Genomic DNA, 12,738 nt, shown 5'->3' with positions numbered 1-12,738 from the left:
TGCTTTGCACGCAGGAGGTCAGCGGTTCGATCCCGCTTGGCTCCACCATTAACTCTAGTCGCCGAAAGCTCAGAAATCAGTGTTTACCAGGATGAGATTGATTGCCTGGGCTGAACATTGATTTCTGGACTTTGCGCCAGAACTGTTCTTTAAAAATTTGGGTATGTGATAGAAGTAGACCGATGTGTTGTTTTCACTGGCAGCATGTCGCGTCAAGGTAAAATTTGCGTGTTCTCTATGCAAATTTTCGGCGAATGTCGTCTTCACGTTATAGACAGTAACCAGATTGCTTGGGGTTATATGGTCAAGTGAAGAAGCGCATACGGTGGATGCCTTGGCAGTCAGAGGCGATGAAAGACGTGGTAGCCTGCGAAAAGCTTCGGGGAGTCGGCAAACAGACTTTGATCCGGAGATGTCTGAATGGGGGAACCCAGCCATCATAAGATGGTTATCACACACTGAATACATAGGTGTGTGAGGCGAACCAGGGGAACTGAAACATCTAAGTACCCTGAGGAAAAGAAATCAACCGAGATTCCCTTAGTAGTGGCGAGCGAACGGGGACTAGCCCTTAAGCTTCTTTGATTTTAGCGGAACGCTCTGGAAAGTGCGGCCATAGTGGGTGATAGCCCTGTACGCGAAAGGATCTTAGAAGTGAAATCGAGTAGGACGGAGCACGAGAAACTTTGTCTGAACATGGGGGGACCATCCTCCAAGGCTAAATACTACTGACTGACCGATAGTGAACCAGTACCGTGAGGGAAAGGCGAAAAGAACCCCGGAGAGGGGAGTGAAATAGAACCTGAAACCGTATGCGTACAAGCAGTGGGAGCCTACTTTGTTAGGTGACTGCGTACCTTTTGTATAATGGGTCAGCGACTTATTTTCAGTGGCGAGCTTAACCGAATAGGGGAGGCGTAGCGAAAGCGAGTCTTAATAGGGCGTCTAGTCGCTGGGAATAGACCCGAAACCGGGCGATCTATCCATGGGCAGGTTGAAGGTTAGGTAACACTGACTGGAGGACCGAACCGACTACCGTTGAAAAGTTAGCGGATGACCTGTGGATCGGAGTGAAAGGCTAATCAAGCTCGGAGATAGCTGGTTCTCCTCGAAAGCTATTTAGGTAGCGCCTCGTGTATCACTGCTGGGGGTAGAGCACTGTTTCGGCTAGGGGGTCATCCCGACTTACCAAACCGATGCAAACTCCGAATACCAGCAAGTGTCAGCACGGGAGACACACGGCGGGTGCTAACGTCCGTCGTGAAAAGGGAAACAACCCAGACCGTCAGCTAAGGTCCCAAAGTCATGGTTAAGTGGGAAACGATGTGGGAAGGCTTAGACAGCTAGGAGGTTGGCTTAGAAGCAGCCATCCTTTAAAGAAAGCGTAATAGCTCACTAGTCGAGTCGGCCTGCGCGGAAGATGTAACGGGGCTCAAACCATGCACCGAAGCTACGGGTTCAACGCAAGTTGAGCGGTAGAGGAGCGTTCTGTAAGCCTGTGAAGGTGAGTTGAGAAGCTCGCTGGAGGTATCAGAAGTGCGAATGCTGACATGAGTAACGACAATGCGAGTGAAAAACTCGCACGCCGAAAGACCAAGGGTTCCTGCGCAACGTTAATCGACGCAGGGTGAGTCGGTCCCTAAGGCGAGGCTGAAGAGCGTAGTCGATGGGAAACGGGTTAATATTCCCGTACTTCTAGTTACTGCGATGGGGGGACGGAGAAGGCTAGGCCAGCAAGGCGTTGGTTGTCCTTGTTTAAGGTGGTAGGCAGAGATCTTAGGTAAATCCGGGATCTTAATGCCGAGAGCTGATGACGAGCTTTCTTTTAGAAAGCGAAGTGGTTGATGCCATGCTTCCAGGAAAAGCCTCTAAGCTTCAGGTAACTAGGAACCGTACCCCAAACCGACACAGGTGGTTGGGTAGAGAATACCAAGGCGCTTGAGAGAACTCGGGTGAAGGAACTAGGCAAAATGGCACCGTAACTTCGGGAGAAGGTGCGCCGGTGAGGGTGAAGTATTTACTACGTAAGCCCATGCCGGTCGAAGATACCAGGCCGCTGCGACTGTTTATTAAAAACACAGCACTCTGCAAACACGAAAGTGGACGTATAGGGTGTGACGCCTGCCCGGTGCCGGAAGGTTAATTGATGGGGTTAGCGCAAGCGAAGCTCTTGATCGAAGCCCCGGTAAACGGCGGCCGTAACTATAACGGTCCTAAGGTAGCGAAATTCCTTGTCGGGTAAGTTCCGACCTGCACGAATGGCGTAACGATGGCGGCGCTGTCTCCACCCGAGACTCAGTGAAATTGAAATCGCTGTGAAGATGCAGTGTATCCGCGGCTAGACGGAAAGACCCCGTGAACCTTTACTATAGCTTTGCACTGGACTTTGAGCTTGCTTGTGTAGGATAGGTGGGAGGCTTTGAAGCGTGGACGCCAGTTCGCGTGGAGCCATCCTTGAAATACCACCCTGGCAACCTTGAGGTTCTAACTCTGGTCCGTTATCCGGATCGAGGACAGTGTATGGTGGGTAGTTTGACTGGGCGGTCTCCTCCTAAAGAGTAACGGAGGAGTACGAAGGTGCGCTCAGACCGGTCGGAAATCGGTCGCAGAGTATAAAGGCAAAAGCGCGCTTGACTGCGAGACAGACACGTCGAGCAGGTACGAAAGTAGGTCTTAGTGATCCGGTGGTTCTGTATGGAAGGGCCATCGCTCAACGGATAAAAGGTACTCCGGGGATAACAGGCTGATACCGCCCAAGAGTTCATATCGACGGCGGTGTTTGGCACCTCGATGTCGGCTCATCACATCCTGGGCTGAAGCCGGTCCCAAGGGTATGGCTGTTCGCCATTTAAAGTGGTACGCGAGCTGGGTTTAGAACGTCGTGAGACAGTTCGGTCCCGATCTGCCGTGGACGTTTGAGATTTGAGAGGGGCTGCTCCTAGTACGAGAGGACCGGAGTGGACGAACCTCTGGTGTTCCGGTTGTCACGCCAGTGGCATTGCCGGGTAGCTACGTTCGGAAGAGATAATCGCTGAAAGCATCTAAGCGGGAAACTTGCCTCAAGATGAGATCTCACTGGAGCCTTGAGCTCCCTAAAGGGCCGTCGAAGACTACGACGTTGATAGGTTGGGTGTGTAAGCGCTGTGAGGCGTTGAGCTAACCAATACTAATTGCCCGTGAGGCTTGACCATATAACACCCAAACAATTTGGCTGTTAGACGGTAAGTCGACAAACAGACCGAAAATCTGCACGAACACGCAATACCGATTCGATCACATACCCAATTCGCTGCAGCGGCTAAACCCCGAGGCAGCAACCGAATTGCTTGACGACCATAGAGCGTTGGAACCACCTGATCCCATTCCGAACTCAGAAGTGAAACGATGCATCGCCGATGGTAGTGTGGGGTTTCCCCATGTGAGAGTAGGTCATCGTCAAGCTCCTACACCAAACCCCCGATCCGCGTAAGCGGGTCGGGGGTTTGATTTTGGAGCGCAGAAAAGCGGCCGCGCAGAACTGAGCCTGAACCGAGGCAGGCTGCTCCGATGCTGCCGGTGGCTGTAAAGGCGCTACGGCGGTTGAGGTAAAAGTACGGCTGCTGCACTGGTACAGCATTGTCGGTGATAGCTTGGCTCGCTAAGCGGACGCTGCTGGATGAAAGCAGGCAAGCTCATATGGCCAAGCATAATGATGTTGGAGCCATATCGTTGAAGGGTGTCCTGGCTGCCGCAGCGAGGCTAGCGCTTACGGCGGTGCGATAAGGTCGACCATTTAACATGAGCCCGGCAAGCCTGCCTTTGCGCTGTAACCGACCAAGTCCAAAGACCGACGAGAGGCAAGGTACTCGTTCTTCCACCTCGTTCCGATTCTGCCCGGGGGCCTGGTCAACAATCCTGCCTGAATGACGATTACCATTCGTGCCACCTGGCATATTCACTGGCTGGCAGAGCGGGGAGATTCCTCATCCCGGTCAGCTCGAATGAATGAACGGCTGCGTCCGATGCGCGGCATTCGTCATGCAACAAATCGAACGGGCTGCCGTTTGAGTTGATGGTTCGGCAGCGTGACGTGCTCGAGTCGTCGACGATTCCGATAGATGGACCGCAGTGTGACTACGCCCCGTCGTCCTCCACAGCAAGCGTCACGGCTGAGCAGAGCCTACTTCGGAAGGTTTGAAGCTGTTCGTACGTTAGCCAGACCTTGCGCTGTAGGAATGGGACCCGCCGCGATAGGCGACCCACTATCGCTTCTGGTGAAAGTCCACCACAACAGCGCCCTTGCCTGAAGGCCCTATCGATTGCTGAATGGCGTCCAGAAGGGTCTGTTGGGTGAACGGCTTGGCCAGGACTTGAAGCTGACGTGGGCTGTCGGCGAGATCGGCGTAGCCGCTGACCACAAGGACAGGCAGCTCTGGCCGCTCGTTTCGCAGCCGGTCCGCCAGTTGAGCGCCGGTCATGCCAGGCATCATGTGGTCCGTTATCAGAATGTCGTAAGCAACACGTTGGGTAAGTAGACCCAATGCCGTTTCCGCACTGTTGACCGCGGTTACCTGGCAGCCGAGATCCTCGAGCATCGAAGCCGTATTGTCCAACACCAGGGGATCGTCATCCACGACCAAGACCGACAGCGATAGCTCGGCAGGGGCAGTTAGCTGTGGGCCGGGGCCAGGTTCGACACGGTCCGACGTTTGCTCGGCCTGTCGCTCTGTGGCGATGGGTAGCCAGATTTCCACTATGGTGCCCTTGCCGGGGCGGCTGTGGATCTGCAGACGACCCCCGGATTGTTCGGCCAGGCCATGGGCCATCGACAAACCCAGCCCCGTGCCATTGCCGGGGCCCTTGGTTGTAAAAAATGGATCGGTAGCGCGGGCAAGAACTTCCGGCTCCATACCGATACCGTCGTCTCGAACGATAAGAATGACGTAGCCGGGCGCATCGATTCTTCCGGCTTCGGCGGCTGTTCGGGACTGTCCCTCGATGCAGATCGATCCGCCGTCCGGCATGGCGTCCCGGGCGTTGACGACCAGGTTGATCAGGACCATCTCCAGCTGGTTCGCATCGACGTACGCCTGTGGCAGATCTAGCGGAAAACGCAGATCGATGCTGATGTTGGTTTCCACCGAGCGCTTCAAGAGCTCTCGCATCCCGATCACCAGATCTGGCAGTGCGACGGCGCTTGGTCGCAACTCCTGTTTACGCGCGAAGCTCAACAGACGTTGCACAAGCCCCGCACCTCGGCGAGTCGCCTGCAAGCCATTTTCGATCAGGGATTCGGTACGGGGATCTGACGGCGGCAGCCGTTTGCGCAACAGTTCGAAGCTGCCACCGATGACGGCCAAGAGATTGTTGAAGTCATGGGCGATGCCGCCGGTCAGCTTGCCCATCGCCTCCATCTTTTGCGCCTGCCGCAAGGCCGCTTCAGCCTGCCGGCGTTCCGTCACGTTGATGAGCCCGCCGAGGATAAGCGGCCCGGTAGATGTACGTTCCACCCGGCTCGAGGCCAGCACATCGACGAACGTTCCGGCTCGGGCGACCAAGCGGTACTCCGCGTCTCGGCATTCGCTAGTTTCGAGCAGCGACGGCCAGTCATGCTCGAGGAACTGACGAGACGATGCCTCGGTCATGAAACACACGAGCGGTCTGCCGATCACGTCCTCACGGCGGTAGCCCACCAGTGACAGCCACGCATCGCTTACCGATTCGAGACGCCCATCCTGATCCAGTGAGTGCAATGGCAGAGGCGTCTTGCTGTACAACTCGCGCAATCGCTCTTCGCTCAGGCGCAGGGCCGAAGCCTCCTGCCAGCTACGACGCGCCTGACGCCTGTCGTACATCGAGGCCACCAGCCCAAAAAACAGAACGATGAAGGTCGCCGCGGATATCGCAACAGCCAGCGATAACATATCCAGGTCACCGCCATGCGTGGCGCTCATGGCGTCGTCCAATGGCGTGAAATGCGCGCCGATCATGGCCACGTAGTGCATGCCGGAGATCGCGACTCCCATCGCCGCAGCCGACAGCGCCTGCCCTGACAGGCTGGTACCTCGGCCTGATAGCCACAACGCTACCGTCGCGGCGCTGATTGCGATGATGAACGACAGTACCACCCAACCGGTGGCGTAGCTGAGCTCGGCATCTACGACCATTGCCGCCATGCCGATGTAGTGCATTGCACCGATGCCCAGTCCCATGAAAAGGCCACCCAAGCCAAGCGTTCGGGGCGTAATGCCGCGCTTGCTTACGGCAAAGAAGCTGATGGCGGTAACTGCGATAGGTACCGCAAAGGATGCGAGCGTCAACGCCAGGTCATAACGGACCTGCATGCCCGGCATGCCGAATGCCAGCATGCCTACGAAGTGCATGGCCCAGATGCTGCCGCCCATGCAGAGGGCAGCGGCGCCGACAAAGGCCTGTCGAGGCCAGCCGTCGGTCTCTCTTGTGCGGCTGGAGAGGTCCAGGGCGGTGTAGGAGCCGGCTATCGCGATGATGACCGACAGTACGACCAGAGAGACGTTGTAAGTGGTATGCATCATGCGGATCAGCTCCCGGTAGCGCAGCGAGAGAAACGTGCACGACGTCGTCTAAGAACTTTGACTCATATAGCGCCGATACGTCCCGTCACCGGGCGCCCGATTATCGGTCAAGTACGCGGAGCTTGGAAATCTGCGCGGATCTTTACCTGCGCGCCTCAACGGCTTTTGAACGATCGGCAAGTCTACGCACCTTGAGGATCGCGCCTCCAACACAGTGGGACAACACCGTCGCGGGACGTCGAGCTGACGCGAGCGGGATTGCGAAGTTCTAAGTAAAGCGGTCATCGGCCCATGCCGTCCCGCCCATATTGCTTATCTACTGGAACGCCGGCGCGCCTCGAAGCTCCAACAGGACGTTAATGGAGAATACCATCCCGATGCTTTTCGCTTTCGTTAATCCCGCAGACGGCCTTGCCCGCGTCCCTTACCGTTCCGTTTCACGGTTTACTAAGGCCGTGCACGGATGAAAGCCAGCCGATGGATCATCGTGGCCCTGCTGATTGTCGCAGTGCTCTGTTTCTTCGCCTTTCGACCTCGGCGAGTACCTCACCCTCGAATCCATCAAGGCCCACAGCGGCGCCCTGAAGGCCAAAGTCCAGGATCATCCATGGTGGGCCGCTGGGGTGTTCTTCGTTGTTTACGCGGCGCTTACGGCGCTGTCGTTTCCCGGAACGGTGGTGCTGACCTTGCTTGCCGGGGCCCTGTTCGGTCTGATAGAGGGGACGTTGCTCGTATCCTTCGCCTCGAATGCGGGGGCACTGGTGGCCATGCTCATCAGTCGTTTCATGCTGCGAGACTGGGTGCAGAAGCGATTCGGCAAGCAGATCGCCGGGATCAACAAGGGGCTGACGCGCGATGGCACCTTCTACCTCGTCTCGTTGCGACTGATCCCCATCGTACCGTTCGTGCTGCTGAATCCAGCGTTGGGTCTGACGCGAATCAAGGTCTGGACCTTCTGGTGGACCACCCAACTCGGCATGCTGCCCGGCAATGCCATCTATGTTAACGCGGGCGAGAAGCTGGTCGCCGTGCGCGCGCTGTCCGACATCCTGTCGCCGAGCATCATCAGCACGCTGGTATTGCTTGCGGTGTTCCCGGTCATCGCCACGCGGCTCCTTACCTATTACAAGGCTCGCAAGGTGTACCGCGGCTGGCGCAAGCCGAAGCGCTTCGATTACAACCTTGTGGTAATCGGTGGCGGTGCGGGCGGGCTGGCGACGGCGCGCATAGCGGCGACCTACAAGGCGCGGGTGTGTCTGGTTGAGCGCGAGCGCCTCGGTGGCGTTGCCATGCATGAGGGCGGTGTGCCAACCAAAGCATTTCGACGCCTGGCAAACGAACTTCATACGAGGCACGGCGGCCAGCCCCCCGTCGAAGCGTTTGGCGAATTGATGATGCAGGTCCGCCAGTTGACCGAGTCCGCCCGGCATCACGCATCGGTCGACGATTGCACGCGGCATGGCGTCGAGGTGGTTGAAGGCGAAGCACGGCTGAGCTCGCCCTGGACGGTCGAGGTGGAAGGCCGCACGCTGACCACCCGGGCGGTCGTCATTGCCACTGGAAGCCGGCCGTGGCTACCGCCTATCCCCGGTCTGGACGCAGTCGAGCCCCTGACCTGCGATACCTTGCTGCAATTGCACGAGCGGCCCGAGCGCCTGCTCATTCTCGGCGGCGGGGCAGGCGCCTGCGAGTTCGCCCAGCTCTTTCAGCGCATGGGTTCCAGGGTCACCGTAGCCAGCCCCGACGAGCGCCTGCTTGACCAGGAAGATGCTGAAGCTGCCCAGGCGCTGACCGCTGCACTGATTGCCGCCGGCATCGACCTGCGCCTTGGACTGACGGCGCAGCGGGTCGAGTCGACCGGCAGTGAGCACCGGCTGATTTGCCGGGCAGGCGAGGGCGAAGAGCAATCGCTGCCCTTTGATCGGTTGTTGCTGATGCTCGGGCAATACGCCGATGTCGAAGGACTGGGACTGGACGAGTTGAAGCTGCATTGTGGCGATGACGGTACGCTGGAAGCGGACGAGTATCTGGCCACGCGTTACCCGAATATCTACGCGGTGGGTAGCGTCGCCGGGCCGTACGGGGCTCCGCATGTGGCGGAGCACCAAGCCTGGTACGCAGCGGTCAACGCGCTGTTCGGCGGGCTCAAGCGGTTCGTGGTAAGCGATCGAGTCCTGCCTCGGGCCGTGTATACCTCGCCGGAGATGGCTACGGTGGGCCTGACCGAACACGAAGCCGGGGCGTTGAAGCTCGAGTTCCAGACTACCCGACTGGACCTGGCGACCCTTCCCGGTGCAGTTGCCGAACGCGCCGAGCAGGGGTTCGTCAAGGTGCTCACCGAGCACGACCACGACCGCATTCTGGGAGTCACCATCGTTGGCGAGCAGGCGAGTGAAACACTGGCCGGGTTCGTTGTGGCGATGAAATACAAGGTGGGCATGCACAAGCTGGGCGACGCAGTCCAGCTGAGTCCGACCCAGGGTGAAGCACTGCGACGTGTCGCCGAAGCCTGGCGGCAACAGCATCGCTCGCCGAGGATGCTCACCTGGGCCGAGCGGCTGAACCGCTGGCGGGTCGAAAGGTAGACATCAACCTGGCTGTAGTTGCTGTCACTGGTGTTTGCGCCGCATTCACCTAGGTCGAGCGATCATCGATTCGACGGCTGCGGCTGGAATCCGACGACACTGGCGAGCACCGGCACGGGGGTGGTCCGCGCCTGCCGTGCTCGCCGAACCAGGAAGGATCGCTCAAATGACCGGCGTCCAAATCATCAGCAGCGTCCGTTACTCCCGCTGTCCCGACTCGAGCATCGTTTCCGGCCGCACCCACTGATCGAACTCTTCACTGGTCAGGTAGCCAAGCTCCAGCGCTGCCTCTCGCAAGGTGGTGCCTTGCGCATAGGCCTTCTTGGCGATTTCGGCCGCTCGGTCGTAGCCGATATGCGGATTCAGCGCAGTGACCAGCATAAGGCCGCGCTCGAGATGTTCTGCCATGCGTGCCGGGTCGGGCTCGAGGCCGGCGATGCAGTGGGTATTGAAGTTGCGACAGCCGTCGGACAGAAGCCGAATCGACTGGAGCAGGTTGTGGATGATCACCGGCTTGAACACGTTGAGCTGCAGATGACCCTGGCTCGCTGCGAAGCTGATGGTCATGTCGTTGCCCATCACCTGGCAGGCGAGCATGGACAGCGCTTCGCACTGGGTCGGGTTGACCTTGCCAGGCATGATCGAGCTGCCAGGCTCGTTGGCTGGCAATCGCACTTCGGCGAAGCCTCCGCGAGGTCCTGAGCCGAGCAGACGAAGGTCATTGGCGAGTTTCATCAAGGCGACCGCCAGCGTCTTCAGCGCGCCTGAGAGCGCGACCAGTGGCTCGTGGCCGGCCAAGGCGGCGAACTTGTTCGGTGCCGAGACGAACGGCAGGCCGGAAAGGGCGGCCAGCTCGGCTGCGATCGCTTCGGCGAAGCCATGCGGCGAGTTCAAACCGGTACCTACTGCGGTGCCGCCTTGCGCCAGTTCATAAACAGCCGGAAGGCACTGGCGAATCGTCCGCTCGGCGATGTCGAGCTGAGCGACGAATGCCGACATTTCCTGGCCGAAGGTGATCGGCGTGGCGTCCATCATATGGGTGCGCCCGGTCTTGATCAGCTTGTTGTGCCGCGCGGCCAGTTCGGCCAGCCCGCCGGACAGCTCGGCCAAAGCCGGAAGCAGCTCACCGTGGACCGCCTTGGCAGCGGCAATGTGCATCGCTGTGGGGAAGCAGTCGTTGGAGCTTTGCGCGCGATTGACGTGGTCGTTGGGATGCACGGGAGACTTGCCGCCACGCTTGCCACCGGCCAGCTCGTTGGCGCGTCCGGCGATGACCTCGTTGACGTTCATGTTGCTCTGCGTGCCGCTACCGGTCTGCCAGACCACCAGCGGAAACTGGTCGTCGTGCTGGGCATGCAGGATCTCGTCGGCGGCCTGTTCGATCAGTCGCGCGACATCGGGCGGCAGGTCGCCGATGCGGTTGTTGACCCTGGCTGCCGCCTTCTTGATCAGCGCCAGCGCATGCAGCACCTCGATCGGCATGCGCTCGGCACCGATTGCAAAATTGCTCAGCGAACGTTGCGTCTGGGCACCCCAGTAAGCCTGCTCCGGTACTTCGACCTGCCCCAGGCTGTCGGTTTCTATACGCGTCATGCCATGCTCCTGCTCGATATTGCTGGTTTAGGCCGCCTTGCGGTGCCGGCGGTTCCATAGCCCGCCGGTCGTTGCTTGAGGCATTGGAACTCTCGGCGCAGAATGTGTCCATTGAGGGCTACCTATCGCCTTCCCAAGGGATTTCCAATGCCAACCTTACGTACCCAGGCGTTGCGCTGTGCAATGCTGTTTTTCTGCATCAGCTCTTCGGCATTGGCCGACACCGCCAGCCACGCCAGCAACGCGGAACGTTTCCTCAAGATGGCGAACGCCGATCGGCTTGCAGTGCCTGTCTATGCACAAGTACAGCAGATGTTCGCGCAGCGTTTCGCCGAGGCTCAGGCGCCCGAGAGCAAGAAGGCGATGCTCGAGCGCTATCAGGCCCAGGCCAACACCGCGCTGGACAAGGCCATAGGCTGGGACAAGCTGAAGCCCGATCTGGTGTCCCTCTATACCAGTCAGTTTTCCGAAACCGAGTTGAATCAGCTGATCGATTTCTATCAGTCGCCACTGGGCAAGAAGATGCTCGCCAAGTTGCCGGAGCTCAATGCACGGTCTGCCCAGCTAACCCAGGCCAAACTCGAAAGCGCGGTGCCGGAAGTGAACAAGCTGTTAGCCGACATGACGGCCGAACTCGAAAAACAGAAGCCTTGAGAGAGCAGGCAATGCGCAAACTCGATCTGATCCAAAACGCCCTGCAGGTTTTGCAGCCCGAACACCTGGAAGTGCTCGATGAAAGCCACACTCACAGCCGCGGCCTGGAGACGCACTACAAGGCGGTCATCGTCAGCGAGCAGTTCGCGGGTCTGAACTCGGTCAAGCGGCACCAGAAAGCCTACGCCGCCATGGGCCCGCTGATGCAGCAGATCCATGCACTCGCCCTGCACACCTACACGCCGGAAGAATGGGCCCAGCAGCGTGTGGCTCCGGCATCACCGGTTTGCGCCGGTGGGCATAAATAGAGGCGACAACAGACGGGAAACATCCCGGATGTTCTTTGCTAGAATCGCGCTCGCGCCGGCCCACGCCGGCGCTTTCGTTTGTATCCGGTCCACCCTTTACGCGGGTGACCACTGGTGGAAAAGCCCATGACACGAAAAATCGTTGTGGCAGCGCTTTACAAGTTCGTATCGCTGCCGGACTACGTCGCCTTGCGTGACCCTCTCTTCGCGACGCTTACCGAAAACGGCATCAAGGGCACCCTGTTGCTGGCGGAGGAGGGCATCAACGGTACGGTATCCGGCACCCGCGAGGCGATCGATGCGCTGCTCGACTGGTTTCGCCGCGACCCTCGCCTGGCTGACATCGACCACAAGGAATCCTACTGCGACGAACAGCCGTTCTATCGCACCAAGGTGAAGTTGAAGAAGGAGATCGTCACGCTGGGCGTACCCGGTGTCGATCCCAATCAGCGGGTCGGTACCTACGTCGAGCCGCGGGACTGGAACGCGCTGATCGACGATCCCGAGGTTCTGCTGATCGACACCCGCAACGACTACGAAGTGGCAATCGGTACCTTCGAGGGCGCGATCGATCCGCAGACCAAGTCGTTCCGCGAATTCCCCGATTACATCAAGGCGCATTACGACCCTGCGAAGCACAAGAAGGTCGCGATGTTCTGCACGGGTGGCATTCGCTGCGAAAAGGCCTCGAGCTACATGCTCGGCGAAGGGTTCGAAGAGGTCTATCACCTCAAGGGCGGCATTCTCAAATACCTGGAAGAGGTACCCGAGGCCCAGTCGCGCTGGAAGGGCGACTGCTTCGTGTTCGACAACCGGGTCACCGTTCGCCACGACCTCAGTGCCGGTGAGTTCGACTTGTGCCATGCCTGTCGCGCCCCGCTGTCCGTGGAAGACCGGCAATCGGAGCACTACGCTGCGGGTATCAGCTGCCCGCATTGCTGGGACACTCTGAGCGAGAAGACGCGAGCCGGCGCGCGCGAACGGCAGAAGCAGATCGAACTGGCCCGCCAGCGCAACCAGCCTCACCCCATCGGCCGTGATCCGCGGGAGCAGGAACGCTGATTC

6 protein-coding genes, 1 tRNA gene and 2 rRNA genes (1 of these 9 only partly in view) are annotated in these 12,738 nt (G+C 58.9%); 7 read left to right on the top strand and 2 right to left on the bottom strand.

The window, feature by feature from the left end; genetic code table 11:
* The 3 genes from P5703_RS12885 to rrf form a co-directional block, all read left to right on the top strand.
* Positions 1 to 48, top strand: a tRNA-Ala gene (locus P5703_RS12885); it begins 28 nt to the left of the window's first position.
* 254 nt (positions 49 to 302) lie between these two features.
* Positions 303 to 3,191 (top strand): 23S ribosomal RNA (locus P5703_RS12880).
* 134 nt (positions 3,192 to 3,325) lie between these two features.
* Positions 3,326 to 3,441, top strand: a 5S ribosomal RNA gene (gene rrf / locus P5703_RS12875).
* A gap of 800 nt (positions 3,442 to 4,241) precedes the next feature.
* Here the strand turns inward: rrf and P5703_RS12870 are convergent.
* Positions 4,242 to 6,533: an MHYT domain-containing protein gene (locus tag P5703_RS12870; protein WP_285587281.1), complete on the bottom strand. Its 2,292-nt coding sequence runs from the start codon at positions 6,531 to 6,533 to the stop codon at positions 4,242 to 4,244.
* Between the two features lie 674 nt (positions 6,534 to 7,207).
* On the opposite strand from P5703_RS12870, the gene P5703_RS12865 reads away from it, so the two are divergent.
* Positions 7,208 to 9,118 (top strand): dihydrolipoyl dehydrogenase family protein, encoded by a 1,911-nt coding sequence (locus P5703_RS12865; protein WP_285587278.1) that lies wholly within the window; start codon positions 7,208 to 7,210, stop codon positions 9,116 to 9,118.
* 198 nt (positions 9,119 to 9,316) lie between these two features.
* Here the strand turns inward: P5703_RS12865 and P5703_RS12860 are convergent, their stop codons facing one another.
* Positions 9,317 to 10,711 carry a class II fumarate hydratase gene (locus tag P5703_RS12860; RefSeq protein ID WP_013982449.1) on the bottom strand — a complete coding sequence of 465 codons (1,395 nt, stop codon included), beginning with the start codon at positions 10,709 to 10,711 and terminating at the stop codon, positions 9,317 to 9,319.
* 147 nt (positions 10,712 to 10,858) lie between these two features.
* On the opposite strand from P5703_RS12860, the gene P5703_RS12855 reads away from it, so the two are divergent.
* The 3 genes from P5703_RS12855 (at position 10,859) to trhO (ending at position 12,735) form a co-directional block, all read left to right on the top strand.
* A complete protein-coding gene (locus tag P5703_RS12855) occupies positions 10,859 to 11,365 on the top strand; it encodes a DUF2059 domain-containing protein (protein ID WP_279641745.1) in 507 nt (168 codons plus the stop codon).
* An 11-nt stretch (positions 11,366 to 11,376) separates the two neighbouring features.
* A complete protein-coding gene (locus tag P5703_RS12850) occupies positions 11,377 to 11,673 on the top strand; it encodes a BolA family protein (RefSeq protein WP_013982451.1) in 297 nt (98 codons plus the stop codon).
* Between the two features lie 126 nt (positions 11,674 to 11,799).
* Positions 11,800 to 12,735 carry an oxygen-dependent tRNA uridine(34) hydroxylase TrhO gene (trhO, locus tag P5703_RS12845; protein ID WP_084901457.1) on the top strand — a complete coding sequence of 312 codons (936 nt, stop codon included), beginning with the start codon at positions 11,800 to 11,802 and terminating at the stop codon, positions 12,733 to 12,735.
* Positions 12,736 to 12,738: the final 3 nt, after the last annotated feature.

Origin of the sequence: Stutzerimonas sp. FeSN7, from assembly GCF_030263795.1 — a bacterium.
Classification (GTDB): Bacteria; Pseudomonadota; Gammaproteobacteria; order Pseudomonadales; family Pseudomonadaceae; genus Stutzerimonas; species Stutzerimonas stutzeri.
Note: the sequence above shows the minus strand (reverse complement) of the source record. Positions and strands in the feature narration are given on the sequence as shown.

What these genes read in the sequence shown, in the direction of transcription:
- P5703_RS12860 (WP_013982449.1), bottom strand. Translation starts at nt 10,711, where the DNA reads ATGACGCGTATAGAAACCGACAGCCTGGGGCAGGTCGAAGTACCGGAG.
- P5703_RS12855 (WP_279641745.1), top strand. Translation starts at nt 10,859, where the DNA reads ATGCCAACCTTACGTACCCAGGCGTTGCGCTGTGCAATGCTGTTTTTC.
- P5703_RS12850 (WP_013982451.1), top strand. Translation starts at nt 11,377, where the DNA reads ATGCGCAAACTCGATCTGATCCAAAACGCCCTGCAGGTTTTGCAGCCC.
- trhO (WP_084901457.1), top strand. Translation starts at nt 11,800, where the DNA reads ATGACACGAAAAATCGTTGTGGCAGCGCTTTACAAGTTCGTATCGCTG.
- P5703_RS12870 (WP_285587281.1), bottom strand. Translation starts at nt 6,533, where the DNA reads ATGATGCATACCACTTACAACGTCTCTCTGGTCGTACTGTCGGTCATC.